General features: G+C 66.6%; 24 protein-coding genes and 1 pseudogene. 12 read left to right on the forward strand and 13 right to left on the reverse strand.

What is annotated here, in order from left to right; genetic code table 11:
- Window positions 1–25: 25 nt before the first annotated feature.
- The 3 genes from HG421_RS09550 to efp form a co-directional block, all read right to left on the reverse strand.
- Complete coding sequence (locus HG421_RS09550) at window positions 26–1,363, reverse strand: TRZ/ATZ family hydrolase (protein ID WP_169706190.1); 1,338 nt, start codon at window positions 1,361–1,363, stop codon at window positions 26–28.
- Window positions 1,364–1,380: 17 nt separating this feature from the next.
- The gene (locus HG421_RS09555) at window positions 1,381–2,172 is read right to left on the reverse strand and encodes a hypothetical protein (RefSeq protein WP_169706191.1); all 792 of its coding nucleotides are present in this window, start codon (window positions 2,170–2,172) and stop codon (window positions 1,381–1,383) included.
- A 194-nt stretch (window positions 2,173–2,366) separates the two neighbouring features.
- Window positions 2,367–2,933: an elongation factor P gene (gene efp, locus HG421_RS09560; protein WP_104540272.1), complete on the reverse strand. Its 567-nt coding sequence runs from the start codon at window positions 2,931–2,933 to the stop codon at window positions 2,367–2,369.
- 100 nt (window positions 2,934–3,033) lie between these two features.
- Here efp and epmB point away from each other — a divergent pair, with 100 nt between their 5' ends.
- Entirely contained in the window at window positions 3,034–4,062 is a 1,029-nt protein-coding gene (epmB, locus tag HG421_RS09565) for an EF-P beta-lysylation protein EpmB (protein ID WP_169706192.1), read from the forward strand.
- A 98-nt stretch (window positions 4,063–4,160) separates the two neighbouring features.
- Here epmB and HG421_RS09570 read toward each other — a convergent pair whose 3' ends face one another.
- The 3 genes from HG421_RS09570 to HG421_RS09580 are packed head-to-tail and all read right to left on the reverse strand — an operon-like array spanning window position 4,161 to window position 8,020.
- Window positions 4,161–6,278, reverse strand: a complete 2,118-nt coding sequence (locus tag HG421_RS09570; protein ID WP_169706193.1) for a putative bifunctional diguanylate cyclase/phosphodiesterase — start codon at window positions 6,276–6,278, stop codon at window positions 4,161–4,163.
- Window positions 6,275–7,204 (reverse strand): phosphate/phosphite/phosphonate ABC transporter substrate-binding protein, encoded by a 930-nt coding sequence (locus HG421_RS09575; protein ID WP_169706194.1) that lies wholly within the window; start codon window positions 7,202–7,204, stop codon window positions 6,275–6,277. The genes HG421_RS09570 and HG421_RS09575 overlap by 4 nt, the downstream gene beginning before the upstream one ends.
- 51 nt (window positions 7,205–7,255) lie before the next feature.
- Window positions 7,256–8,020: an RNA methyltransferase gene (locus tag HG421_RS09580; protein WP_169706195.1), complete on the reverse strand. Its 765-nt coding sequence runs from the start codon at window positions 8,018–8,020 to the stop codon at window positions 7,256–7,258.
- Between the two features lie 116 nt (window positions 8,021–8,136).
- Between HG421_RS09580 and HG421_RS09585 the strand changes: the two genes are divergently transcribed.
- A complete protein-coding gene (locus HG421_RS09585; RefSeq protein ID WP_005913068.1) occupies window positions 8,137–8,970 on the forward strand; it encodes an inositol monophosphatase family protein in 834 nt (277 codons plus the stop codon).
- Between the two features lie 153 nt (window positions 8,971–9,123).
- Here HG421_RS09585 and HG421_RS09590 read toward each other — a convergent pair whose 3' ends face one another.
- Entirely contained in the window at window positions 9,124–9,735 is a 612-nt protein-coding gene (locus HG421_RS09590; protein WP_169706196.1) for a superoxide dismutase, read from the reverse strand.
- Between the two features lie 259 nt (window positions 9,736–9,994).
- Between HG421_RS09590 and HG421_RS09595 the strand changes: the two genes are divergently transcribed.
- Entirely contained in the window at window positions 9,995–10,435 is a 441-nt protein-coding gene (locus HG421_RS09595) for a ribonuclease domain-containing protein (protein ID WP_169706197.1), read from the forward strand.
- Window positions 10,432–10,857: a barstar family protein gene (locus HG421_RS09600; protein WP_169706198.1), complete on the forward strand. Its 426-nt coding sequence runs from the start codon at window positions 10,432–10,434 to the stop codon at window positions 10,855–10,857. The genes HG421_RS09595 and HG421_RS09600 overlap by 4 nt, the downstream gene beginning before the upstream one ends.
- Window positions 10,858–10,942: 85 nt before the next feature.
- Here HG421_RS09600 and HG421_RS09605 read toward each other — a convergent pair whose 3' ends face one another.
- Window positions 10,943–12,835 carry an ATP-binding cassette domain-containing protein gene (locus HG421_RS09605; RefSeq protein WP_169706199.1) on the reverse strand — a complete coding sequence of 631 codons (1,893 nt, stop codon included), beginning with the start codon at window positions 12,833–12,835 and terminating at the stop codon, window positions 10,943–10,945.
- Window positions 12,836–12,936: 101 nt separating this feature from the next.
- Here HG421_RS09605 and dbpA point away from each other — a divergent pair, with 101 nt between their 5' ends.
- Complete coding sequence (gene dbpA / locus HG421_RS09610) at window positions 12,937–14,313, forward strand: ATP-dependent RNA helicase DbpA (protein ID WP_169706200.1); 1,377 nt, start codon at window positions 12,937–12,939, stop codon at window positions 14,311–14,313.
- 105 nt (window positions 14,314–14,418) lie between these two features.
- Here dbpA and HG421_RS09615 read toward each other — a convergent pair whose 3' ends face one another.
- Window positions 14,419–14,979 carry an adenine phosphoribosyltransferase gene (locus tag HG421_RS09615; RefSeq protein ID WP_169706201.1) on the reverse strand — a complete coding sequence of 187 codons (561 nt, stop codon included), beginning with the start codon at window positions 14,977–14,979 and terminating at the stop codon, window positions 14,419–14,421.
- Window positions 14,980–15,072: 93 nt separating this feature from the next.
- A complete protein-coding gene (locus HG421_RS09620) occupies window positions 15,073–16,629 on the reverse strand; it encodes a protein adenylyltransferase SelO (protein ID WP_169706202.1) in 1,557 nt (518 codons plus the stop codon).
- A gap of 299 nt (window positions 16,630–16,928) precedes the next feature.
- Between HG421_RS09620 and HG421_RS09625 the strand changes: the two genes are divergently transcribed.
- Window positions 16,929–17,795, forward strand: a complete 867-nt coding sequence (locus tag HG421_RS09625) for an alpha/beta hydrolase (protein ID WP_169708146.1) — start codon at window positions 16,929–16,931, stop codon at window positions 17,793–17,795.
- 57 nt (window positions 17,796–17,852) lie between these two features.
- Here the strand turns inward: HG421_RS09625 and HG421_RS09630 are convergent, their stop codons facing one another.
- Both HG421_RS09630 and HG421_RS09635 read right to left on the reverse strand, forming a co-directional pair.
- A complete protein-coding gene (locus HG421_RS09630) occupies window positions 17,853–18,551 on the reverse strand; it encodes a glutathione S-transferase (RefSeq protein ID WP_169706203.1) in 699 nt (232 codons plus the stop codon).
- A gap of 208 nt (window positions 18,552–18,759) precedes the next feature.
- The gene (locus HG421_RS09635; RefSeq protein ID WP_169706204.1) at window positions 18,760–18,969 is read right to left on the reverse strand and encodes a cold-shock protein; all 210 of its coding nucleotides are present in this window, start codon (window positions 18,967–18,969) and stop codon (window positions 18,760–18,762) included.
- A 266-nt stretch (window positions 18,970–19,235) separates the two neighbouring features.
- Between HG421_RS09635 and HG421_RS09640 the strand changes: the two are divergent.
- From HG421_RS09640 to HG421_RS09655, 4 genes and pseudogenes are all read left to right on the forward strand, one after another.
- Window positions 19,236–19,632: pseudogene (locus tag HG421_RS09640) on the forward strand (DUF188 domain-containing protein).
- On the forward strand, window positions 19,632–20,180 hold the full coding sequence (locus HG421_RS09645; RefSeq protein WP_064510651.1) for a YaeQ family protein: 549 nt from the start codon (window positions 19,632–19,634) through the stop codon (window positions 20,178–20,180). The pseudogene HG421_RS09640 and the gene HG421_RS09645 overlap by 1 nt, the downstream one beginning before the upstream one ends.
- Complete coding sequence (locus HG421_RS09650) at window positions 20,177–21,358, forward strand: NAD(P)/FAD-dependent oxidoreductase (RefSeq protein ID WP_169706205.1); 1,182 nt, start codon at window positions 20,177–20,179, stop codon at window positions 21,356–21,358. Before HG421_RS09645 ends, HG421_RS09650 begins: the two co-directional genes overlap by 4 nt.
- A gap of 223 nt (window positions 21,359–21,581) precedes the next feature.
- Complete coding sequence (locus HG421_RS09655) at window positions 21,582–23,651, forward strand: EAL domain-containing response regulator (protein WP_169706206.1); 2,070 nt, start codon at window positions 21,582–21,584, stop codon at window positions 23,649–23,651.
- 223 nt (window positions 23,652–23,874) lie between these two features.
- Here the strand turns inward: HG421_RS09655 and htpX are convergent, their stop codons facing one another.
- The gene (gene htpX / locus HG421_RS09660) at window positions 23,875–24,753 is read right to left on the reverse strand and encodes a protease HtpX (protein ID WP_169706207.1); all 879 of its coding nucleotides are present in this window, start codon (window positions 24,751–24,753) and stop codon (window positions 23,875–23,877) included.
- A 97-nt stretch (window positions 24,754–24,850) separates the two neighbouring features.
- Here htpX and gluQRS point away from each other — a divergent pair, with 97 nt between their 5' ends.
- Together gluQRS and HG421_RS09670 are read left to right on the forward strand one after the other, a co-directional pair.
- On the forward strand, window positions 24,851–25,750 hold the full coding sequence (gene gluQRS, locus HG421_RS09665; RefSeq protein WP_169706208.1) for a tRNA glutamyl-Q(34) synthetase GluQRS: 900 nt from the start codon (window positions 24,851–24,853) through the stop codon (window positions 25,748–25,750).
- Window positions 25,751–25,835: 85 nt separating this feature from the next.
- Window positions 25,836–26,576 carry a beta-ketoacyl-ACP reductase gene (locus tag HG421_RS09670; protein WP_169706209.1) on the forward strand — a complete coding sequence of 247 codons (741 nt, stop codon included), beginning with the start codon at window positions 25,836–25,838 and terminating at the stop codon, window positions 26,574–26,576.
- Window positions 26,577–26,645 lie beyond the last annotated feature (69 nt).

The following is a 26,645-nucleotide window of genomic DNA, read 5'->3' on the forward strand; positions in this document are numbered from 1 at the left end:
AACTCCGTGAGTCGATGACGCGCGCTCAGGCGCGGACGGTGCGGATGCGGTCGCGCCACTGGCGCGCATTGGCGACCAGAGCCGCGGTATCCATGTCGATGAGCTCGCGCTGCACCAGCTTTGGCTTGCCGGCGATCCACACATCGGTGACCTGGTGGCGGCCGGCGGCGTAGATCAGCTGCGACAGCACATGATGCAGCGGTTGGGTTTCCAGTGCAGACAGGTCCACGCAGACCAGGTCGGCCTGCTTGCCGACCTCGATCGAACCGATTTTGTCGCCGAAGCCCAGGGCACGCGCGCCGCCCAACGTGGCCGCACGCAAGGTGGTGGCCGCATCCAGCGCGGTCGCATCGTTGGCCACCGCCTTGGCCAGGATGGCGGCTGTGCGGTTTTCGCTGAACATGTCCAGGTCGTTGTTGCTGGCGCAGCCGTCGGTGCCGATGGCCAGGTTGACGCCAGCGCGCTGCAACGCACAGGCCGGGCAGAACCCGGATGCCAGCTTGAGATTGGATTCCGGGCAATGCACCACGCTCACGCCGCGCTCGGCGCACAGGTGGATTTCCGCATCGGTGAGCTGGGTCATGTGCACCGCGATCAGGCGGTCGTTGACCAGGCCCAGGCGGTCCAGCCGCGCCAGCGGACGCTGGCCGTACTGCTTGACCGAGTCGGCCACTTCCTGCGCGGTTTCATGCGTGTGCAGATGCACCGGCAGATCCAGTTGGTCTGCCAGCATGCGCACGCGCTCGAAGTTGGCATCGTTGACCGTGTACGGCGCATGCGGCGCGAACGCGGTGCTGATCAGCGGATCGTCGCGCCATTGGTCGTGCAGCTCGCCGGCGCGGGCGAAATACTCATCGTCCGACGACGCCCAGGCGGTGGGGAAATCGATGATCACCGCGCCCACCAGCGCACGGAAGCCGTGCTGCTTGTACACGGCGGCCTGCACATCGGCGAAGAAGTAGTTCTCGTTGACGCAGGTGGTGCCGCCGCGCAGCATCTCGGCGATGGCCAGCGTGGTGCCGTCGGCGACGAACTCCGGGCCGATCACCGCCGCTTCCACCGGCCAGATGTGCTGCTGCAGCCACACCATCAACGGCAGGTCGTCGGCCACGCCACGCAGCAGCGTCATCGGGTTGTGCGTATGCGCGTTGACCAGGCCCGGGATCAAGGCCGCGTCCGGGCGCGACACGGTCTGCTTCGGCGCAAAACGTGCGCGTGCTTCGGCAACGGGCAGCACGGCAACGATGACGCCGTTGCTGACCGCCACGGCGTGGTCTTCCAGCACCACCGCATGTGGTTCGATCGGCACGACATAGCCGGCCTCGATCAGCAGGTCGCAGGGTTCGGGCGGGGCGTTGGTCATGAGTGGATCCATTGAAGTTAGTTGCCGAACGGCCAGGAGTCGTCGGAGCGTGACACAGGCACATACCGCGTGCCGTCGTAGCGCAGCACCTGGCGCTGGCGGTGGGTGCGCTCGATGTCCTCCGCATCCTTGACGGTGGTGGAGGTCACCAGATTGGCAGTGAGTGCGATGTCGGCATAGCCTGCGTGGACCGGTGCGCCCATCGACAGGGTGAGCGTGCCGCGCTCGGTCACCACACCTGGCGCGCCCCAGTTGCACGGTTCGCCTTTCACCCGCCGCCACACCGTCAGATCCCGCTGCAGCACCGGGCGCAACCGGCGCTGTTCGCGCACCAGCAAGGTCAGCGCATCGTTGCTGTCCAAATCCGGACAACTGGGACCGCGCGCAACGCTGTGCACCACCACGCCAATTGCGCGTACGCCCTGCGCCAGGTCATAGCGTGCGGTATCCAGGCGCAGACTGTCGGCAGCAAGTTCGAAGCCGGCATCCTCGCCCATGTCCTGCGTGTACAACGCCACGATCTGGGCAGTGCGGGCAACGAGCATGGCAACGCGCAGTTCGAGGTTGCGTTCGCCCGCCTCGGTGGTGGCATCGCTGGCGAACGCAATGGCCGCCAGCCGTATCGATGGGTCGTACGGCCACGGTTTGCAGGTCTGTGCCACGGCACGATCGACCGGCAGCGCACCTGCCGCGCCGGACGTTGCGCCAGCCGCCACCGCCGCCACGCTCTGCGCGTCGCAGGCGGTGGCGCCGCCGATTTGTGCAAACACCGGGCAGGCCGCCAGCAGGCCGCTCAGCCCGGCCAGCAACGCGACGCGAACGGCCGTCGGGTGAATGCCGGAGGCCCACGGGACCCGCGGCGTACCCGTGGCACACGCAGCTTCCAGGCACCGGCCGCCCAAGCCTGGCAGCGGCGCAGTCGTCTTGTCAGCTGCTCCTGGCGCCATCAGGACACTGGCACTGCGTACCGCTCGACCGGACCGGCGTCCCAGGCGCATCTGGATTACTTGACGCGCGCCGAATATTCGCCCGAGCGGGTGTCGACCTTGATCACTTCGTCCTGGTTGACGAACAGCGGCACACGCACCACCGCGCCGGTTTCCAGCGTGGCCGGCTTGCCGCCGCCGCCGGAGGTATCGCCGCGCACGCCCGGGTCGGTCTCGGTGATCTTCAGCTCGACGAAGTTCGGCGGCTGCACCCAGATCGGCGCGCCATTCCACAGTGTCACGATGCAGTCTTCCTCGCCCTTGAGCCACTTTTCGGCGCCGCCCATGCCGGCCTTGTCGGCCTGCACCTGCTCGAAGGATTCCGGATCCATGAAGTGCCAGTACTCGCCATCGCTGTACAGGTAGCGCATGTCGGTATCGACCACGTCGGCCAGTTCCACGTCGTCGGTGGCCTTCATGGTCATTTCCACCACGCGACCGGACTTGATGAAGCGATACTTCATGCGGGTGAAGGCCTGGCCCTTGCCCGGCTTGACGTATTCGGTCTCGGTGATGACCGCCGGCTCGTTGTTGACCAGGATCTTCATGCCGTTCTTGACGTCGTTCATGCCAACAGTGGCCATGGTGCAGCTCCTCGATAAGACCACGATCCGCCACAGGAGGGCGGGTCGGATTAGAATGGGGCGCCCGCCGCAACCGGCGGGCATTGTTTTGTGACCGCACATGATAACCGCAGCCCCCCTCGCCTTACAGCCGTCACCGTCCGCCGTATTGCCCCCTTCGCGCTGGCAGCAGCAGTGGCGCGAGGCCGTGCGCGACCCGCGCGTGTTGCTGGCACTGCTGGGCCTGGATGCACAGGCCGCCGGCATCAGCGATGCGGCCGCCGCGCAGTTCCCGTTGCGGGTGCCGCACGCCTTCGTGGCGCGGATGCGGCATGGCGACCTCGACGATCCGCTGCTGCGCCAGGTGCTGCCGCTGGATGCGGAAATGCAGCCGGTACCAGGGTTCGGCCTGGACGCGGTGGGCGATGCTGCCGCCAGGACCGCGGCCGGCGTGATCCAGAAGTACCGCGGCCGCGCCCTGCTGATCGCCACCGGCAGCTGCGCGGTGCACTGCCGTTACTGCTTCCGCCGCCATTTCCCGTATGCGGAAGAAACCGCCGCGCGCGACGGCTGGCGCCAGGCCGTGGCGGCGATCGCCGCCGATCCGAGCATCGACGAGGTGCTGCTGTCCGGCGGCGACCCGCTGTCGCTGGCCACGCCCAAGCTGGTCGAACTCACCGACGCGCTGGCCGCCATTGGGCATCTCAAGCGGCTGCGTATCCACAGCCGCCTGCCGGTGGTGCTGCCGGCGCGCGTGGATGCGCCTTTGCTGGCCTGGCTGCGCAGCCTGCCATGGCCGGTGGCATTCGTGATCCATGCCAACCACGCCAACGAATTCGATGCCGAGGTGGACGCGGCGATGCAGGCGCTGCGTGGCGCTGGCGCGCAGGTGCTCAACCAGGCCGTGCTGCTGCGCGGCGTCAACGACAGCGTGGACGCGCTGGCCGCGCTGAGCGAACGCAGTTTCGCTGCCGGCGTCCTGCCCTATTACCTGCACCAGCTCGATCGTGTGGCCGGCGTGGCGCACTTCGAGGTGGACGACGCCCGCGCGCGCGCCCTGCATACGCAACTGGCCACGCGCCTGTCCGGCTACCTGGTGCCGCGACTGGTGCGCGAGATTCCCGGCGATACCGGCAAGCGGCCGTTGTAACCACCAACGCCCAACCCACCCTCTCGCAGGAGCGCACCAGGGCGCGAGGAAGCCTGGCCGCCAAGAGCCAATCGCACCCAGGCGCGCTCCTACGCCGCTTACCCTGCGGCGATCAGCTTGACCATATCCACCGGGCTCAACGGGCGGCTGAACCAGTAGCCCTGGCCCAGATCGCAGCCACGCTCGCGCAGCAGATTGAACTGCGCCTCCTGCTCGATGCCCTCGGCCACCACCGTGATGCCCAGCGAATGCGCCATGTTGATGATGGCCGTGGTCAGCGCCAGATCGTCGGGGTCGCGCTGCAGGTCGGCGATGAAGCTCTTGTCGATCTTGACCCCGTCCACCGGCACCTGGCGCAGATGGCTCAGGCCCGAGAAGCCGGTGCCGAAGTCGTCCAGCCACACCTTCACCCCGGTGCGGTGCAGCTGGTCGAGCAGGCTGGCCGCCATCATCTCGTCGCCGATCACCGCCGTTTCGGTCAGTTCCAGGTGCAGGCGCGCGGCCGGCAGCCCGGATTCGGCCAGGCATTCGGCCACGGTGTCGATCAACGCCCCGCTGCGGAGCTGGCGTGGCGAGACGTTGACCGAAACGAACAACCCCTCGCCCAGCATCGGCCATTGCGCCGCTTCCAGGCAGGCCGCGCGCAGCACCTTGGGGCCGATCACCTCGATCAGCCCGCTCTGCTCGGCGATGTCGATGAAGGTGGATGGCGCGATCGTGCCCAGCGCCGGGTGTTGCCAGCGCAGCAACACTTCCACGCCCACCAGCACACGGTCGCTGGTGCGGTAGATCGGCTGGTACACCAGCCGCAGTTCGTCGCGCTCCCAGGCGCCGCGCAACTCATGTTCCATATGCACGCGGCGCTCCACCGCATGATCGGCGGCGCGACTGTAGAACCGGTGGCAGTTCTTGCCCGCCACCTTGGCCTGGTACATCGCGATGTCGCCGTTCTTCAGCAGCGCGGTGGCGTCGTTGGCATCGTCGGGGAACAAGGTGATGCCGATCGAGGTTCCCAGGAACACCTCGCGCCCCTGTACGTTCAACGGCCGGCTGAGTTCGTGCACCAGGCGTTCGGCCAGCTGCGCGGCCAGCAGGGCGACGTCGCCGCTTTGCAGCAGGATCACGAACTCGTCGCCACCGAAGCGCGCCAGGATCGCGTCTTCCCCACCCAGCGCAGAGACCGCGCGGCTGATGCGGCTGGCGAACTGCAGCAAGGCCTCGTCGCCGGCTTCGTGACCGAGGGTGTCGTTGACCCGCTTGAAGTCGTCGATATCGGCGAACAGCAATGCCAGCTTGCTGTCGCTGCTGCGCGCGGTGTTGAGCAGGTAATCCAGCCCTTCGCGGAAGCCCAGCCGGTTGGTCAGCCCGGTCAGCGCATCGGTGTAGGCCATGTGGCGCACTTCGCGGTCGTGCCGGGCGATGCTCTCGCTCATGCGGCCGAAGGCGGAGATCAGTTCGCCGATCTCGTCATTGCGCGGGTGCGGCGGCAACTGCACCGCATAGTCGCCACGCTCGATCTGCCGCGCCGCCGCCGCCAGCAGGCGCACCGGCGCCACCAGCGTGCGTTGCACGTAGATCGCCAGCAATACCCCCAGCCCGACCAGCGCCGCCAGCAGCACCAGCAGCCAGCCCAGGTCGCGCTTGCCGATCGCATCGAGGTTTTCGACCAGTGTCACATTGGCGCCGGACTCGATCTTGCGCACGCGCTCGCGCGACATGCCCACGCGCACGCCGCCGATGCGCTGGTCGCCGATCTTGATCGGCACCGTCACGTCCAGCACCTCCGGCGAGGATTGCAGCAGCATGGTCTGCGCCGCGGCCGCCTTGGCCGCCAGCGGGTCGTTCATCGGCTGGCCGTAGCGCTGCAGGTTGGGCGTACCGTCATGTACCAGCCGCCCATGCCGATCGAACACCAGCACGTAGCTCACCACCTGCTGGCGCGAGGCATTGCGCACCAGCGCGCCCACCGCGCGCAGGTCCGAGTAATACAGCGGATTGGCCAGGCCGGAAGCCAGTTCGGTGGCCAGCGTCTCGCCGCGGGTGCGCAGGCTGCGGTCGAACAGCTCGTGCAGGATCTGCGCGCTCAAGCCGCGCACTTCGCGCTGCATGGCGCTCTGGCGCTGCAGCAGCGAGGCCAGGATCGCGCCGACCAGCAGCAGGGTCAGCGCCATGACCAACAGGAAACGTGCCTGCAACCCGAAGCGCACCTGACTCATTGCATTTCATCCTGGACCTGCTGCAAGCCGGCGCTCAATGCATCCAGGCGCCTGCGGCTCCCCGCGTCCACAGGATGAAACGCAGAGGTGCCGAAGAAACGCTTCAATGCCGGGCCGGCCTTCGGATCGGAGGCAGCCTGTAATAGCACGGTGCGCAGGCGGCGTTCCACCGCCGGGTCCAGTCCCGTGCGCACCATCTCCACCGCACGCGGCATCGGCGCACTGCGGTGCACGATGCGGAAATCGCGCTTGAACGCTGGCGGCAGATGCCGCTCGTCGTCCCAATCGAGATTGCTGAAGGCGCCGGCATCGATCAGGCGCTTGTGCACGAATGCGGCGATGTTCAATTTCGACCCGACCATCAGGTAACCGACCGCGCCCAGCACCTGGGTATCGTCCGGCGAGAGCAGCACGTCGCAGGCGATGCCATTGCGCATCAGCTCCAGCATCGGCACCAGGTAACCGCTGGTGGACGAGGCGTTGTGCAACGCCAGGGTATGCCCGCGCAGCTGCCCCAGCGACTGGATCGGGCTGTCGCGGCGCACGAAGAACACCGTATGGAAGTCGCGCACGCCGCCACGCTCGGTCATCAGCAACGGGTGTGCGCTGCCGCGCTGCTCCAGCAACATGGCCGCACCGGTGGTTTCGCTGACCCAGTCGACCCGGCCGCGACGCAGGTAGCTGGACATCTGCCGCACATCCGGCGCCATCAGGATCTCGCCGCGGCGGATGCCCACCTCGCGCATGCGCGGCACCACGTAGTCCAGCAGCGGCTTGAGTTGATCGTAATGCGTTGCCGGATCATCGCTGATCCGCCCTAGCACCAATACCGAGGAAGGCGCTGCCGCAGCCGTCACGGCCAAGCCTGCCCCGGCGATCAGCCAGCAGGCAATCAGACACCATCGTAGACCGCGCAAAACGGACACTCCCCTAGAGCCGCGGACAGCCTAGCCGAATCTTTGAAGATGTGACAGACGTCAGTTTCCGGCCCGTTTGGCTAGCATCGCCATGCGCTGTGCATCGGACAGGATGCCGCGGATCAGGCGCACCTCCTGCTCGGTCATCTCGGCGCGCAGCAGCAGCCGGCGCAGCTTGCGCATCGCCGACTCCGGCGCGCGGCCCTTGTGGAAGTCGATCTCGTCCAGGGTGTCGCCCAACTGGCCGAACATGCCTTCCAGCTGCGCGTGACTGGCCGGCCCGTCACGCAGGCCGGTGGCCGCCGCAGGCGCCGGTTCGGCCTGGCCCGCGGCCAGCTGTGCCAGCCGCACTTCGTACGCCAGCACCTGCACGGCCGCGGCCAGGTTGAGCGAGCTGAACTGCGGGTCGGAGGGGATATGCACGGCCGCATGGCAGAGCTGCAATTCGTCGTTGGTCAGGCCAGTGCGCTCGCGGCCGAACACGAACGCCACCTCGGCCGGCTCAGCGGCCTTGGCCAGGGCGCGCTGCGCGCCCTGGTCCGGCAGCAACTCCTCCAGGGCCACCCGGCGCGCGCGCGCCGTGCAGCCGATCACCAGGGTGCAGTCGGCCACCGCTTCGCCCAGGGTCTCGAATACCGGCGCATCGCCAAGCACATCTTCAGCGCCGGCCGAGCGCCGGTAGGCGTCCTCATCGAGCGCCCGTTCCGGCGCCACCAGCACCAACCGCGAGATGCCCATCGTCTTCATCGCACGCGCGGCGGCGCCGATGTTGCCTGGATGCTGGGTACCGACAAGGACGAAACGGATGCGCTGGGTGACAGACATGAACGGAGATGGGGGAGCGATTCGGTCGTAGATGGTAAACTGCGCGGCCGGCTTTGGCGCCGGAACGCTCTTTTACCTTCGTCATTGTCCATTCTGCCTTCACGGGAGCTTTCACCATGCAGAAACCCGCCGTCACCGTCATGGTCAAAGCCGCCCGCCTCGCCGGCAATGTGCTGTTGCGCGGTATCAACAAGCTCGATGCGCTCAATGTGGTGCAGAAGGGCCGCATGGACTACGCCAGCGAAGTCGATGCCGATGCCGAGAAGGTCATCATCAAGGAACTCAAGCGCGGCTACCCCGAGTACGCCGTGTTCGGCGAAGAAGGCGGCGTACAAGGTGGCAAGAGTGGGCGCTACACCTGGGTCATCGACCCGCTCGACGGCACCAGCAACTATCTGCGTGGCTTTCCGCATTACTGCGTGTCGATCGCGCTGGTGGAAAACGGCGAACCCACCGATGCGGTGATCTTCGACCCGCTGCGCAACGAGCTGTTTACCGCCAGCCGCGGTGCCGGCGCGGTGCTCAACGACCGCCGCATCCGCATTGCCGAGCGCAAGGACCTGGAAGGCGCGATGGTCCACACAGGCTTCCCGCCGCGCGAACGCGCGCGCGCCAGCGCCCAGCTCAAGTGCGTGGACGCGCTGCTGGTGCAGGCCGAAGACGTGCGCCGTACCGGCTCGGCGGCCCTGGACCTGGCCTACGTGGCCTGCGGCCGTGCCGATGCCTACTTCGAAGCCGGCGTCAAGGCCTGGGACATTGCGGCCGGCGTGCTGCTGGTGCGCGAAGCCGGTGGCCGTGTCTGCGACTACAAGGGCGCCACCCCGCCGCGCATGGACAACATGGGCCCGGAAACCCAGCAGATCGTGGCCGGCAACATCAAGATCAGCGATGCGCTGCAGAAGGTCATCGTCAATACCGGCTACGCCCGCGAGTTCGACGCCAAGTTCTGATTGCCTGCAGGCAGGCGCAGGACGCCACCCAGGCGCGAGCACGCCTTACCGGTAAAGCTCCATCGCGCCCAGGCGCGCTCCTCTACGAAAGCAGTAAACAAAGAAGGCCGGGAGAAATCCCGGCCTTCTGGCGTTACAGCGTCAGCGCACGACTCACGCAATCGCAGCGTGGTAGCGGCGCTCGACTTCGTCCCAGTTGACTGCGTTGTAGAACGCGCCGATGTATTCCGGACGGCGGTTCTGGTACTTCAGGTAGTACGCGTGTTCCCACACGTCCAGACCCAGGATCGGGGTATTGCCTTCGAACAGCGGGCTGTCCTGGTTGGCGGTGCTTTCCACCACCAGCTTCTTGTCAGCCGTCACGCTCAACCACGCCCAGCCGGAGCCGAAGCGGCTGACGGCAGCCTTGGTGAACGCTTCCTTGAACTTCTCGAAACCGCCCAGGTCCTTGTCGATCGCCTTGGCGACCTCGCCCTTGGGCTCGCCGCCGCCGTTGGGCGCCAGCACGGTCCAGAACAGCGAATGGTTGGCGTGGCCACCACCGTTGTTGCGCACCGGGCCCTGCAGGTTTTCCGGCAGGCTCTTCAGCTTGGACACCAGCTCGTCGATCGGCAGGTCCGCGTACTCGGTCCCTTCCAGCGCCGCGTTGACGTTGTTGATATAGGTCTGGTGATGCTTGGTGTGATGGATTTCCATCGTCTGCGCATCGATGTTCGGTTCCAGCGCGTCGTAAGCGTAAGGCAACTGCGGAAGGGTATAAGCCATGAGGGTCTCCTGGACTTGCCGCCCGGCGAAGACCGGGCGTTGCGGGGTAGATGGTAAGGACGGCAGCGGCGCTTACCAAGGGTGCAGGCAGGGAAACTTCATCCCGTCGCGTGCCGCGCTGTCTTGGCTGCACACCTTGCACCATGCCCCGGTTACTTGCGCGTGAACCGGACCGGCGCGGCGATGCATTCAAAGTAGACACAGTCGCGCGACGGCATACTTGCTCTGCCGCACATATCGTCGCCTCCGGATCGTGTCCATGCGCAAGCCCGCTTTGCTGATCGTCGCCATCGTGCTGCTCGTGGCCGGATTGTGGGGCATGCGTACGCTGCAGACGCCCAAGCCGCAGTTCGCCCCCTCACTCAATGCACCGATCGCCGCGCCGGTAGCTGCGCGGCAGGTGCCGCGCCTGCCGGCGTTTCTGCCGATCGAAGCGATGGCCACCATCGTGCTGATCCAGCGCGGCGGTCCATTCCCGTATCCACAGGACGGCAGCGTGTTCGGCAATCGCGAACATCGCCTGCCCGAACGCCCACGCGGCTATTACCGCGAATACACGGTGGACACCCCGGGCAGCGCTGACCGCGGCGCGCGCCGTATCGTCACCGGCGGCACGCCACCGCAGACCTGGTACTACAGCGACGACCACTACCAGAGCTTCAAACCCTTCCAGGGCCCGACCCCGGAGCAGGCCCCATGAGCGCTGGCGACTTCGCACTGGACCTGTCCGACCCGCAGCAATCGGGCGTGTACCAGGCCGAGACCGACGACCTGGACACCATGGCAGCGCTGGCCCGCGATGCCGGCCTGCGCATCCTGCGCGTGGATCTAGCCACCTGCAGCGACAAGCGCATGCTGCTGATGCGGCTGGCCACCCAGCTGGATTTTCCGCTCAGCTTCGGCCGCAACTGGGATGCGCTCAGCGATGGGCTGCGCGATCTGGCCTGGTTGCAGGCGCCGCGGGGCTATGCCCTGTTGATCGACGGCGCCAATGCCCTGGCACAGGCCGCACCGGCCGACCGCGACACCTTGCTGGATATCCTCGACGAAGCGGCCAGCAGCTGGGCCGCGCGTGGGCGTACTTTTGCGGCGTTCGTGGCGCCAGCCAGCGCCTGCGCGTAGTCGGCCTGCGCGCGTGATGCGCGCCGCGCAGGCTTCGTTTGCATGGCAGCCGGTGGATCTGCACACCGGCTTGCCGATCAACCCATCAACTATCCAGCTCGCTCCAGCGCGCGTAGGCCGCATCCAGCTGCGCCTGCGCATCGCTCAGTGCCGCGGTATGCGCCGCCATGGCCGCGGTGTCGCGCTGGTAGAAGCCCGGGTCGTTCATCGCCTCGGTCAGTGCAGCCACCTGCTGTTCCAGCGTCTCGATCAGGCCGGGCAACTGCTCCAGCTCGCGCGCGTCCTTGTAGCTCAACTTGCGCTTGGGCGCGGCCTCCACTGGCGCCGCAGCGGCCACTGGTGCAGTCGCCACCGCGGTGGCCGAGGCCTTGGCCACCGCCATCGCGCTGGTCGCCGGGCTGCGCCGCTGGCGCAGCGAATCGCTGTAGCCGCCGACGTAATCGCCGATCAGGCCATCGCCTTCCATCACCAACGTGGAGGTCACCACGTTGTCGAGGAAGTCGCGGTCATGGCTGACCAGCAGCAGCGTGCCACTGTATTCGCCGAGCAATTCTTCCAGCAATTCCAGGGTTTCCACGTCCAGATCGTTGGTCGGTTCGTCCATCACCAGCAGGTTGGACGGCTGCGCGAACAGCCGTGCCAACAGCAACCGGTTGCGCTCGCCGCCGGACAGGCGGGTGATCGGTGCGCGCGCGCGCTCGGGAGTGAACAAAAAGTCCTGCAGATACGCATGCACATGTTTGCGCTTGCCGTTGATCTCCAGGAAATCACGGCCCTCGGCCACGTTCTCGATCGCGCTCCAGTCTTCGCGCAGGGTCGAGCGGTACTGATCGAAGTAGGCAATCTGCAGGTTGGTGCCGATGCGGATTTCGCCCTGCTGCGGCTGCAAGTCGCCCAGCAACAGCTTGAGCAAGGTGGTCTTGCCGCTGCCGTTCGGGCCGATCAGGCCGATGCGGTCGCCGCGCTGGATGATGGTGGAAAAATCCTTGACCATCGTGCGCGCACCGAACGCGAAGCCGACCTGCCTGGCCTCGATCACCTTCTTGCCGGATGACTCGCCCTGCGAGACTTCCATGCGCACATTGCCGGTGAGCTCGCGCCGCTGCACGCGCTCGTTGCGCATCGATTCCAGGCGCCGCACGCGGCCTTCGTCGCGGGTGCGCCGCGCCTTGATGCCCTGACGGATCCAGACTTCTTCCTGCGCCAGCAACTTGTCGAAGCGCGCATTCTCCTGCGCCTGCGCATTGAGCCGCTCTTCGCGGCGGCGCTCGTAATTGGCCCAGTCGCCCGGCCAGCTGGTGACCTGGCCACGATCGATCTCGACGATGCGGGTGGCCAGCGCACGCAGGAAGCGGCGGTCATGGGTGACGAACAGCACGCTGCCGTTCCAGCCCTTCAGGAAGGTCTCGAGCCAGTCGATGGCTTCGATGTCCAGGTGGTTGGTCGGCTCGTCCAGCAGCAGCACGTCCGGTGACGACACCAGCGAACGCGCCAGCAGCACGCGCCGCTTCATGCCGCCGGACAGCCGCGCGAACTCGGCATCGCCATCCAGTTCCAGCTTGGTCAGCGTCTCGCTGACCCGCTGATCCAGCGCCCAGCCGTCGGCCGCGTCGATCTTGGCCTGCACCTTGCCGAACGCCTCGGCGTCGAACACCTCGGCATGGCTGAGCTGGTGGAACTCGGCCAACCAGTGACCCAACTCGCCCAGGCCATCGGCCACCACGTCGAATACGCTGCCGCCGGTGCCCTGCGGCACCTCCTGCTCCAACCGCGCGATGCGCACACCCTGCTGCACGCGTACTTCGCCATCGTCGGGCCTGAGCTCGCCGGCGATCAATTTCATCAAGGTCGATTTGCCGGCGCCGTTACGCCCGATCAGGGCGATACGCTCGCCCGGCTCGATCGTGAGGTCGGTTTTTTCCAGCAACAACGGGCCGCCGACGCTGTAGTCGACGCTTTGCAGAGTGATTAAAGGCATGGCGCGATTGTACGGGAATCGGGAATGGTGAATCGGGAATGGAAAAGCCTTCGCCGTTGCGATTCCCGATTCCCTACTCCCGATTCCCGCTAAAATGCGCCATGAACGAATTCTCCGCGCTGCCGCTGTCGCCGGCCCTGGCCCCCGGCATCGACGCCCTTGGCTACACCGCCCTGACTCCCATCCAGGCGCAGAGCCTGCCGCCGATCCTGCAGGGGCTGGACGTCATCGCCCAGGCGCCGACCGGTAGCGGCAAGACCGCCGCGTTCGGGCTGGGCCTGCTGCAAAAGCTCGACCCGTCGCTGAGCCGTGCGCAGGCGCTGGTGCTGTGCCCCACTCGCGAACTGGCCGACCAGGTCGGCAAGCAGCTGCGCAAGCTGGCCACCGGCATTCCCAACATGAAACTGGTGGTGCTGACCGGCGGCATGCCGCTCGGGCCGCAACTGGCCTCGCTGGAAGCGCATGACCCGCAGGTGGTGGTGGGCACGCCCGGCCGCATCCAGGAGCTGGCCCGCAAGCGCGCCCTGCATCTGGGCGGCGTGCGCACGCTGGTGCTGGACGAGGCCGACCGCATGCTGGACATGGGCTTCGAGGAACCCATCCGCGAGATCGCCAGCCGCTGCGACAAGCATCGTCAGAGCCTGCTGTTCTCGGCCACGTTCCCGGACAGTATCCGCACGCTGGCGCGCGAGATCCTCAAGGACCCGATTGAAATCACCGTCGAAGGCGCCGACAACGCCCCGGAAATCGACCAGCAATTCTTCGAGGTCGATCCCACCTATCGGCAGAAGGCGGTGGCCGGCCTGCTGCTGCGCTTCAATCCCGAATCCAGCGTGGTGTTCTGCAATACCCGCAAGGAAGTGGACGAGGTGGCCGGTTCGCTGCAGGAGTTCGGCTTCTCCGCGCTCGCGCTGCATGGCGATATGGAACAGCGCGACCGCGATGAGGTGCTGGTGCGTTTCGTCAACCGCAGCTGCAACGTGCTGGTGGCCAGCGATGTGGCCGCCCGCGGGCTGGACGTGGAAGACCTGTCGGCCGTGGTCAATTACGAGCTGCCCACCGATACCGAGACCTACCGCCACCGTATCGGCCGCACCGCGCGCGCCGGCAAGCATGGCCTGGCGCTGAGCCTGGTGGCACCGCGCGAAGCGGCGCGCGCGCAGGCATTGGAGGCCGAACAGGGCCAGCCGCTGAAATGGTCGCGCGCGCCGCTGGCCACCGCCCGCCCGGCGCAGCTGCCGCAGGCGGCGATGACCACCTTGCGCATCGACGGCGGCAAGACCGACAAGCTGCGTGCCGGCGACATCCTGGGTGCGCTCACCGGTGAAGCCGGGCTGTCGGGTGCGGCGATCGGCAAGATTGCCATCTACCCCACCCGCTCCTATGTCGCCATCGCGCGCGCGCAGGTCGCCAAGGCCCTGGCGCACCTGCACGCTGGCAGGATCAAGGGCCGCCGGTTCCGGGTCAGCAAGCTCTGAAGACCCTGCGGCTGGCACGTTGGCCAGCCGCAGCTCAGATCGGCTAGCAACACGACTGCACCGCCGCTGCCCGCCCTCTGGGCAGCTACGCGACGCTGTGCAGACTCAGTAGCACAGCGTCGCCAGCAACGGCACGTCGTTGGCCCACTTTTCGCGGCCCTGCAATGCGGCCAGTTCCACCAGCACCGCGGCGCCGACGACTTCAAGCTCCAGCTGTGCGGCCAGGCTCAACGCAGCACGCAACGTACCGCCGGTGGCCAGCACGTCGTCGACGATCAGCACGCGTGCACCGCGCGGCAGCGCGTCTTCGTGCATTTCGATGCGGTCGCTGCCGTATTCCAGCGCGTACTCCTGGATCAGCGTGCGCCCGGGCAGCTTGCCCGGCTTGCGGACCGGCACGAAGCCGGTGCGCAGTTCGCGCGCCAGCGCCGCACCAAGAATGAAGCCGCGCGCCTCGATCCCCAGCACCGCATCCAGCGGTGTGGTGCGCCAGGGCTGCGCCATCTCGTCCAGCGCCGAGGCGAAGTCCGGACCGTCCGACAACAGCGGGGTGATGTCCTTGAAGACGATACCCGGCTTGGGAAAGTCGGCGATGTCGCGGATCCGGCCTGCCCAGTGGTTGGGGCCGGAAGGGTGGGTGCCGGCGCAGCGGCTGCAATCAGTCATGGTGGTAGTGGCGTCACGGCCAGTGGGGACGCCCTATTCTAGTTGCTGTATGCCGTTGACGCCGCCTTGACGGCACACCTGAATCTAAGCGCGTCAGGAACTGCACGACAGCATCGAACACCCGGCACGATCGCGTGCCCACTCCGGGCGCCGTGCAGCGAATGCCTCACGGCCTGGCTGATCGTCGTAGGGCCGGCGCATGACCTCCAGCAGCTCCTGCACGCCGGCCGGATCGCCCTGCTCAGCCCGGTCGATGGCCTGCTGCGCGAGATAATTGCGCAGGACGTAGCGCGGATTGGCCTGGCGCATGCGCGCCCGCCGCTGCTCCGGGGCCAGCGGATCCTGGCGCAGCCGCGCGGCGTAACGCTGCAGCCATTCCTGCAACGGCACCAGCGCCTCCTGGCGCTGGTCCTGGTGGTAGAACGCGTCGCGCAGCAGTTCGGGATCGGGGTGCTCGGCAGACACGTCGATCAGGCCGCGGAAGGTCAGCGTCATGTCCATCTGGCCCTGCCGCATCAGCGCGCGCAACGCATCGATCAGCGCCAGATCCTCGTCGCGGCACTCGGCCAGTCCCAGTTTGGCAGCGGTATCGCGGCGGTCGCAGGCCAGATAGGTGTCGCGGAACCGGTCCAGCCCCTGCTGCAGCGGTGCGGCATCGGCAAACAGCGGGGCCAGTGCCTGGGCAAGCCGCCCCAGGTTCCAGTACGCCACCTGCGGCTGGGTACCGAAGCGATACCGACGCCCCTGCGCGTCGGTGGTATTGGGCGTCCAGTCCGGGTCGTAATCGTCGATCCAGCCGTAAGGGCCGTAATCGATGGTCAGGCCCAGGATCGACATGTTGTCGGTATTCATCACCCCATGCACAAAACCGACCCGCATCCAGTGCGCCACCATCACCGCGGTGCGCTCGCAGATCTGCGCGAACCAATCGGCATACAGCGTCTCGCCCGCCCCGGCCAGGGCAGGAAAATCCCGCGCAATGGTGAACTCCACCCATTGCCGCAACAGCGCCAGATCCCCACGCGCGCTCGGCAACTCGAAGTTGCCGAAGCGAATGAACGAGGGCGCCACCCGACACACGATCGCACCAGGCTCGCGTTGCGGACGGCCGTCGTAAAACATGTCGCGCACCACGGCATCGCCGGTGGCGACCAGGCTCAATGCACGCGTGGTCGGCACACCTAGGTGATGCATCGCCTCGCTGCACAGGAATTCGCGGATCGACGAGCGCAACACCGCGCGACCATCGGCGCCACGCGAATACGGCGTGGGGCCGGCGCCCTTGAGTTGCAACTCGTAGCGCCGGCCATCGACACCGATCGCCTCGCCCAGCGAAATCGCCCGGCCGTCGCCCAGTTGCCCGGCCCAGTGCCCGAACTGATGGCCGCCATAGTTGACCGCCCAGGGCTGCATGCCGGGGTACAGCGCATTACCGCCGAACACCTCGGCAAACTGCGCACTGCCGATCTCGGCCGCATCCAGCCCCAGCGCCTGCGCCATGTCCGACGAATACGCGATCACCCGCGGCGCAGCCACCGGCGTCGGCAATACCGACGACCAGGCTGCGGCCACCTCGCGGCGGCGTGGCCCTTGCTCCGGATCGCCGGGCAGGTCCCGGCGCAAACGATTGTCGAACTGAAGGTCTGTCATGCGCGCAGGGTAAAGCGTTACGCGCGTTTCAGCGTGATTGCGTGTTGGTCCGCCAGTGCCCACCGCGTGTAACACTGCGCACACTGGCGGCGCCATTCCACGATTCCAGCAGACTCGGTGACCATCAGGCCATGAGGCCGACATGTCGAAGGCAGGTCCGGGCTAAACGCCAGCGCACGCGCGGCATCGGCTCCTGCCAATGTTTCGTAATTTCGCCAACAACCTCGGGTCACGTCAGTGAGCACCGGCACCAGCGCTCACACTACCGCCGCCCACTCCCCTCTGGAACGCCTCTCGCCATGACCGCACACCGCCCTCGCTGGCTACGCCCGGCCCTGTTGCTACTGGGCTCGCTGGGCCTGACCGCCTGTAGCAACGTGCTATACGGCGGAATCAACGCAGCCTCCAGCCGCGACGGCGTCATCGAACATCGAAACGCACTCTTCGACCCCGCGCATGGGCTGGCACTGGATGTGTATCAACCGCGTGGTGCAGTGGACGCACCTGTCGTCGTGTTCTTTTACGGAGGCACCTGGAAACGGGGAGCACGGGCCAACTTCCGCTGGCTCGGCCGAGCGTTGGCACGCCAGGGCGTGATCACCATGGTTGCCGATTACCGCAAATTCCCACAGGTCGGGCTGGATGGCTTCATGACCGACGCAGCCGAAGCAACCGCATGGAGCTATCGGAACGCGCACCTCTACGGCGGCAGCCCGCACCGCGTGGCGGTCATGGGGCATTCGGCAGGAGCGCACCTTGCGGTCCTGCTCGGCAGCGACAGCCGCTGGCTGCAGCTGCAGGGCCTGACCCCGCGCCAGTTGTGTGGGGTCGTTGGTCTGGCAGGGCCTTATGTCTTCATGCCATTGACCGACCGGGATCTGATCGAGATTTTCGGCAGCACCGCCGCTGCCGCCGAACCCATCAGCCATGTCGATGGCGACGAACCTCCGATGCTGCTTCTGCATGGCGCCCGCGACAAGGTCGTCGCCCCCTCCAACAGCATCGCCATGCAGGCAGCCCTGCAGCGCGCAGACGGCAATGCGCAGCTCGAGCTGTACCCGGACATGGGCCATATGCGGCTGCTACTTTCACTGGATCGGCCGCCCGCCAGGTCGCAGGTCATGCGCGACACCGCGGCCTTCCTGCACCACTGCCGCGCCCCCTGACCACGCAAGATCCCGGCGCCGGCCTGGTGGAGACCAGTCTGCGGCGGCACCTGCCGGTTACTTGCCGGAAGATCCGCCCATCAGTGCGTACGGGCCGCCCTTCTTCAATGCAGCTTGATAGGCCGGTCGCGCCTCGATCCGCTCCAGGAAGGCGCGCAATTTGGGGTACGGTTCCAGGCCGCCACCGCGCGCGGCTGCGGCCTGCACCGGGAAACTCATCTGGATATCGGCAGCGGTGAAGCGCTCGCCAGCGAACCAGTGATGGGTCTGCAGCGATTGCTCCATCCAGCCCAGATGCAAGGCGACCTGCGGGCCGACAAAACCCGACATCGCCTTGTCCACGATCGCACGCGCAATGGGTTTGGCAAAAAACGGCATCGGCGCGCTGCGAATGCGGCCGAAGATCAACGTCATCAGCAGCGGCGGCATCGCCGAGCCTTCTGCGTAATGCATCCAGTAGCGGAATTGCTGGCGCTCGGGGGAATCGATCGGTCGCGCCGGGGGCGACAACGCGCATTCGGTGTCGTAACGCTCGGTCAGATAGTCGAGGATTGCGCCGGACTCGGCGATGGTCAGCCCGCCATCCACGATCACCGGTGATTTACCCAGCGGATGGATCGCACGCAGCGCCGCCGGTGCCAGCATGGTCTTGGGGTCGCGCTCGTGGTGCACGATCTGGTAAGGCAGGGCCAGCTCTTCAAGCAGCCACAGGACGCGCTGCGAACGGGAGTGATTGAGATGGTGAACAGTGATCATGGCAGCGGCCGCACACGGAAAGCTTCATCCTAACCAGCTGCACGTGGTCGCTGCGCACACACCGATCACGCACACGTCTTGAACGCGTCCCCCGGCAGATGCCCGGACACGGCTGTCAATGCCGCCACCGATGCGGATCGACGGGCAATAAAAAACGCCGGGCGCTTGCGCGACCGGCGTTTTTGGCAACCTTACGGTTGCAGACGGATTAGAGCGCCTGCACCTGGTCAGCCTGCATGCCCTTCTGGCCCTGCACGGCGACGAAGGAAACCTTCTGGCCTTCCTGCAGCGACTTGAAGCCGGTGCCCTGGATGGCACGGAAGTGCACGAACAGGTCCGGGCCGCTTTCCGGGGTGATGAAGCCGAAGCCCTTGGCATCATTGAACCACTTCACGACACCGTTCTGACGATCTGACATTTTACTAACTCCTGAACTTTTGGATGGTAAATCGCAGCAACCGAAAAACCGGTGCTGAGACTGAGTTGCAGGCGTTGGTAAAGCGGAACGATGGAGCGGGATCGAATGAGATCTAGCTACACCAGGCCACGATTCACGGTGACCCTTGCAAACACAGTGGGTGCACATTACTCGTGTTTTATGTAAAAAGCGACACCTTCAGACAAAAGTTTTGCTGTCGGGCGTGTTCCGACCGCCTGTCAGGCCTTTCCCTCCCGATTTAATGGGTGAATACGCCGAACCTGGCGAGCCTGGCGCAGATCGGGGTGGATGCCGACGCCTGCCCTGCGGTCATCCGCGCCATCCCTTTCCGCACCGCCCAGCGCACCGGCATCACGGTGACCCTGCTGGCCAATCACCACGTGCGCCCCCCACCCCTGGCGCATGTGGCGGGCCCTGCAGGTTCCGGTGGACCCGATGCGGCCGACGACGCCATTGCAGACCGCATCCAGCCAGGCAGCCTGGTGGTGACCCACGGGCGGGCCAGCGGCGCTGCATGCACGCGACCGCCAGGCCTTTGCCGCGCAGCTGCACCGCTGGCTGGCACGGCAGCCAGCCCAACGCCAGCGTCCGCGCGCCAGCCCGCGGGCGTATCATGGCCGCCCTTTGCACCTGGTTTCCTGATGGCCCTCACCGCCACCGTCCGCAGGGCGGAACTGCAGATCAGCGACATGGATCGCGGCTATTACGCCAACCATTCGCTGACCCTGGCCCAGCACCCTTCCGAAACCGATGAACGGCTGATGGTGCGGTTGCTGGCGTTCGCGCTGTTCGCCGACGACCGGCTGGAATTCGGCCGCGGCCTCAGCAACGACGACGAGCCGGACCTGTGGCGGCGCGACTACACCGGCGACCCCGACCTGTGGATCGACCTCGGCCAGCCCGACGAAAGCCGCGTGCGCAAGGCCTGCAATCGCTCGCGCGAGGTGGTGGTCATCGGCTACGGCGGCCAGGCCACCGAAACCTGGTGGAAAAAGCATGCCAACGCCATGGGCAGGCACCGCAACCTGCGCGTGATCGAGCTCGAATCGCAGGCCACCGAGGCGCTGGGCGCGTTGATCCAGCGCGGCATGCGCTTTGACGTGATCATCCAGGACGGCGAAGTGCAGATGCTGGCCGACCACGGCAGCGTCACCCTGACCCCGATGGTGCGGCAAGCGCCGGCCGAATGAACATGCGGTGCGACGTGCTGGTCATCGGCGCCGGGGCCGCCGGCCTGATGAGCGCCTTCACCGCCGGCCGCCGCGGCCGCCAGGTACTGGTGATCGACCATGCCAACAAGGTCGGCAAGAAGATCCTGATGTCCGGTGGCGGGCGCTGCAACTTCACCAATACCGGCACCACGCCGGGCAACTTCATCTCCGCCAACCGCCATTTCTGCAAATCCGCCCTGGCACGCTACAGCCCCGGCGATTTCGTGGAGCTGGTCGAACGCCATGGCATTGCGTACCACGAGAAGGAGCTGGGCCAGCTGTTCTGCGACAGCTCGTCCAAGCAGATCGTGCGCCTGCTGCTGGACGAGTGCGCGGCGGCCGGGGTGCAGATCCGTACCCAGTGCGAGGTGCACTCGGTGCAGCGCGACAGCGACGGATTCAGCGTGCAGACCAGCACCGGCCGCGTGCACGCGCAATCGCTGATCGTCGCCACCGGCGGGCTGTCGATTCCCAGCATGGGCGCCAGCGGCTTGGGCTATGCGCTGGCCCAACAGTTCGGTCACACGCTGCTGCCGACACGCGCCGGACTGGTACCGCTCACCTTGAGCGGCAAGCACCAGGAGCGCCTGCAGGACCTGTCCGGGCTGGCCTTGCCGGTGGAAGCACACTGCAACGGCGTCAGTTTCCGCAATTTCATGCTGCTGACCCATCGCGGCGTCAGCGGGCCGGCGATCCTGCAGATCTCTTCTTATTGGCAACCGGGCGAGGACCTGCACCTGGACCTGCTGCCCGGCCACGATGCAGCGGCCTGGCTGCGCAAGCAGAAGCAGCAACGTGGCGCCACCGAGCTGCGCAACGTGCTGGGCGATGTACTGCCGCGGCGCTTCGCGCAGCGGCTGTGCGAGGTCTGGCTGCCTGACAAGCCGGTGCGGCAGCTGGACCCGCCGCAGCTGCAGGGCGCGGCCGATCTGCTCGGGGCGTTTCCACTGATCGCCAGCGGAACCGAGGGCTACCGCACCGCGGAAGTGACCCTGGGCGGCGTCGATACCCACCAGGTCTCCAGTGCCACCATGGAGTCGCGGCTGACCGCCGGCCTGTACTTCGTCGGCGAGGTGCTGGACGTCACCGGCTGGCTGGGCGGGTACAACTTCCAGTGGGCGTGGGCATCCGGGCATGCCGCCGGAAGCGTGGCGTAAGCGCCACGAGGAGGCACGCCGCATCGGCGACCGAGCACGACATCGGTGCGCCTGGGACGACGACAGACACGACAATCGCCCACGCATCGCATGCCGATCACCCTGCTCGGCGCGGTCGCCGGCAGCCTAATCCTTGCGCCACGTCTCACACTGGATGCGGCATGATCCACACACATGGACGTGTCAAATCCGTGTATTAAAGCCCGTCTCTAGGGAGCCGCGCATGCAAAAAGGCAAAGATCTCACCCTCCGCCTGATGATCGTCGACGACAGCGTGGAGAGTGCCGAGACCATCGTCACCGCGCTGCGTAACGGCGGCATTGCGGTGCGTCCATCGCGGCCGCAGACCCAGGAGGAGCTGGCCAGCATGCTCTCGGGTCAGATCGATCTGGCCATCCAGGGCCAGGCCCAGCAGGTGCCGATGAGCGCGCTGCAGGCGCAGATCGCAGGCAGCGGCAAGGACATTCCGGTCATCCTGCTGGCCGAGCGGATCGAAGAGAACGCCATTGTCGAGGCGGCTTCCCATGGCGTGCGTGCCATCGCCTTGCGTCATCGTCCCGAGCATCTGCTGGCGCTGGTGCGCTCGGAGTGGGCCGACCTGCAGGCACGCCGTGGCCTGCGCCGCATCGAAGCGCAGATGCGCGAGACCGAGCGCCGCTGCGATGCCTTGATCGCGTCCTCGCGCGACCCCATCGCCTACGTGCACGAAGGCATGCATATCCGCGCCAATGAGGCGTATCTGGACATGTTCGGCTTCGAGTCGTTCGACGATGTCGAAGGCGTCTCGCTGCTGGACATGATCGCCGCGCAATACGTCGACGATTTCAAGCAGCTGCTGAAGGCGATGGCCAAGGGCGAGCCGCCGCCGGCGCAGTACAAGGTCGACGCACGTCGGCTGGAAGGCGACACCTTCCCCGCCACGATGGAATTTGCCACCGCCACCTACGAAGGCGAGCCCTGCATCCAGGTGGTGTTCCGCCGCCGCGAGGAATTCGACCCGGAACTGGCGCGCGAGGTCGAAGACCTGCGCCAGCGCGATCAGGTCACCGGCCTGCTCAACCGCCCCACCTTCATGGTGGCGCTGGAACAGGCGGTGGCACAGGCCGGCCGCAGCGAGGGCCAGTCCGGCTTCCTGCTGATCGAGCCCGACCACTACGCGCGCATCCTCCCCGAGATTGGACTGGATTCTGCCGATGCCCTGATCGCTGCGATGGCCGCACATGTGGCCGGCGTGGTGGATGAGAGCGTGGTGGCCGCGCGCTTCGGCGAGCACAGTTTCGCGCTGTTGATGCACGGCAACTACGCGCGCACCCATGCCACGGCCGAAGCCGTGCGCGATGCGTTTGCGCAACATGTCTTCAGCGTCGGCGCGCGCTCGGCCACGGTGACCGTGAGCATCGGCGGGGTACAGATCGGCGAAAAGATCGCCAGCATCGGCCAGGTGCTCAATCGCGGTACCGAGGCGGTGCGCACCACCGCCGAGCTGGGCGGCAACGCGGTCAGCATCTACGATCCGGCCGCCTCGGACCGAGCCGAGGAAGAACGCATCGCACGCTGGGTCGAGCACCTGCGCCAAGCGCTGGTGGGCGACGGCTTCGTGCTGCACTACCAACCGGTGCTCAACCTGCAGGGCGAGCCGCTGGAGCTGTACCAGGCTTTCCTGCGGCTGGAGCGCAACGGCGAGATGATGTCGCCCAACGCCTTCATGGCGATCGCAGAAGAACACGACCTGATCACCGAGATCGACCGCTGGGTAGTGGCGCGCGCGATCCGCCAGCTCGGCGAGCGGCAGCGTGCAGGCCACAAGACGCACCTGCTGGTGCGCATCGGGCCCAACTCGTTCTCCGACCCGCAGATGATCGATACCATCCGCGAGCAGTTGGCGGTATACGGCGTGCCGGGCGAACGGCTGTGGTTGCAGACCCCGGAATCGAAGGTGTTCACGCATCTGCGCAATGCCCAGCAGTTTCTGGCGGCGGTATCGGCGATGGGCTGCAAGGTCGGGCTGGAACAATTCGGCTCGGGGCTGGACTCGTTCCAGCTGCTCGCACACTTCCAGCCGGCCTTCCTCAAGCTGGACCGCGGCATCACCGGCGACGTCGCCTCGGCCCGCGAAAGCCAGGAGAAGATCCGCGAAATCACCTCGCGCGCGCAGCCGGCCGGCATCCTGACCGTGGCCGAATTCGTTGCCGATGCGCAGTCGATGAGCAGCTTCTTCAGTGCAGGCGTGGACTATGTGCAAGGCGATTTCGTTGCGCCCACCGGGCCGTTGATGAACTATGAGTTCGGCTGAGGCAACCGAACGCCGGTAACGCGGGACAACAAAAAACCCGCAACGCGCGGGTTTCTTGTTTCCTTCGAGCCGATACGCTGTCGATGGGCGCTACCAGACGATGCAGCGGGCGACGGTTGCGTCGAGCGCGGGTGGGCGCGCTCATGTGGCCGTTGCACCGACGATCGATACCGACTGCGGCGACGCCTTGCGCATCACACGGAGCGGCGATCTCGGAAGCCGCTTACAGTGCTGTGCCATTGGTCGCACGCAGCGCCGCAATGCGCTCGGTCAACGGCGGGTGGCTCAGGAACAGGCGACGCAATCCGTCGCCGACCGCGCCGGAGATACCGAAGGCCTGCACCTGCGAGGGCAAGCTGCTCTGCCCGTGATTGAGCGACAGCCGTTCCAGGGCGGAAATCATCTTGCCGCGGCCGGCCAGCTGTGCGCCACCGGCATCGGCGCGGAACTCGCGACGACGCGAGAACCACATCGCGATCATGGTGGCGAACATCCCCAGCACCATCTCCAGCGCGAACACGATGATGTAGTAAGCGAAACCCCGCCCACCCTCACGGTTGCCCGACAAGGTGCTGTCGATCACGCCGCCAACCACGCGCGCCAGCACGATCACGAAGGTGTTCAGCACGCCCTGCAGCAGGGCCATGGTCACCATGTCGCCATTGGCCACGTGGGCGATCTCGTGGCCGAGCACGGCCTCGGCTTCGTCCTGGCTCATGTTCTGCAGCAGGCCGGTCGAGACGGCGACCAGCGCGTTGTTGCGATTGGCCCCGGTGGCGAAGGCATTGATCTCCGGTGCGTCGTAGATCGCCACTTCCGGCATGCCGATGCCGGCGGCCTGGGCCTGGCGCTGGACCGTCCCGACCAGCCAGCGCTCGGTCGGTGTGCGCGGCTCGGTGATCACCTGGGCGCCGGTGCTGCGCTTGGCCATGAACTTGGACAGCAACAGCGAAATCAAGGACCCACCAAAACCGAAGATGGCGCCCATCACCAGCAGGCCGCTCATCTGCGCGGAATTGACGCCCAACACCGACATCACGACGCTGGCGAGCAGCAACACCGCCAGGTTGGTCGCAAGGAACAGGAAAATGCGGTTGAACATGACGCGCGGGCTCCACTCGGATGGGATGGACTGCCGTGGATCTGCGGACATCACCGCTTGAAATCAAGCGCGCACCTGACCGACGATTCAGCCGTCCATGCCCTCACCTTCCTACCGCGGCCGCTTCGCGCCCTCTCCGACCGGCCCGCTGCACTTCGGCTCGCTGCTGGCCGCCTTCGGCAGCTGGCTGCTCGCCCGCCATGCCGGTGGGCAGTGGTGCGTGCGCATCGAAGACATCGATCCACCACGCGCCCAAGCCGGTGCATCGGAGCGCCAGCTGCGCACCCTGGCTGCCTTTGGCCTGGTGTCGGACCTGCCGGTGATCCGGCAATCCGATCGCGACGTGCATTACATCACCGCGCTCACCACCCTGCTTGACGCCGGGCTGGCGTTCGAATGCAGCTGCAGCCGCAGCGATCTGGCCGGCATGGGCGGCATCCACCACGCCTGTGTCGCCCCGCTGGGCGCACGCCGCGCAGTACGCCTTCGGGTGCCGCTGCAGCCGCCGGTCGGCTTCGACGACGCGTTGCAGGGGCATGTGGTGCAGGACGTCCATGCGGAGGTGGGGGATGTGGTGCTGCGCCGGGCAGACGGCTACTGGGCCTACCAGCTTGCCGTGGTCGTGGACGACGCGGCGCAGGCGGTCACCGATGTGGTGCGCGGCGCCGACCTGCTCGATTCCACCCCGCGCCAGTTGGTGCTGCAGCGCGCCCTGGGCCTGCCGCAGCCGCGCTATCTGCACCTGCCGCTGATCCTGGACGCCGGGGGCCGCAAGCTGTCCAAGTCGCATGCCGCCCCCGCGCTGGACGATGCCGACCCGGTGCCGGCCCTGCGCGCCGCCTGGCAGGCGCTGGGCCAGCCGCCTGCTGTACTGGCGCGGCACGGTGGCGTGGACACGCTGCTGCGCCAGGCCATGCAGCATTTTTCGCCGGAGTTGCTGCCGGCAACGCCCACGCTCGAGATGTCCATGCGCGCATCGCCCCCGCCGCGTGACTAGAATTGCGGCCCAGCACCGGCATCCGGGCGCGGCGCCTGCGCCACGGCCCTGATCGCCTCCAGTCTTCCTGCTCATTGGAGTCGTCATGACATCTCGCGTCGCATTGGTCACCGGCGGCACCGGCGGTATCGGCACCGCCATCTGCAAGCGCCTGGCCGATCAGGGCCATCGGGTCGCCAGCAATTTCCGCAACGAGGAAAAGGCCCGCGACTGGCAACAACGCATGCAGGCGCAGGGCTACGACGTGGCCTTGTTCCGTGGCGATGTGGCCGCGTCCGAGCATGCGCGCGCCCTGGTGGAAGACGTCGAAGCGGCGCTGGGGCCGATCGAGGTCCTGGTCAACAACGCCGGCATCACCCGCGACACCACCTTCCACCGCATGACCGCCGAACAGTGGCACGACGTCATCAACACCAACCTCAATTCGGTGTTCAACGTCACCCGCCCGGTCATCGAGGGCATGCGCAAGCGCGGCTGGGGCCGGGTGATCCAGATCAGCTCCATCAACGGACTCAAGGGCCAGTACGGCCAGGCCAATTACGCCGCGGCCAAGGCCGGCATGCACGGCTTCACCATTTCGCTGGCGCGCGAGAACGCCGCCTTCGGGGTCACCGTCAACACGGTCTCGCCCGGTTACGTGGCCACCGACATGGTCATGGCAGTGCCGGAGGAAGTGCGCGCCAAGATCGTGGCCGATATCCCCACCGGCCGGCTGGGCCGCCCGGAAGAGATCGCCTACGCGGTGGCGTTTCTGGTGGCGGAAGAGGCTGCCTGGATCACCGGCTCCAATCTGGACATCAACGGCGGCCACCACATGGGCTGGTAACGTTTGCTGCAACTTTGCGGTGCAGCATGGATTTGACCTAAAAACCATGCTGCGCAACATTTTTAATGT

It is taken from the genome of Xanthomonas campestris pv. badrii (assembly GCF_012848175.1).
GTDB classification, from domain to species: Bacteria; Pseudomonadota; Gammaproteobacteria; order Xanthomonadales; family Xanthomonadaceae; genus Xanthomonas; species Xanthomonas campestris_C.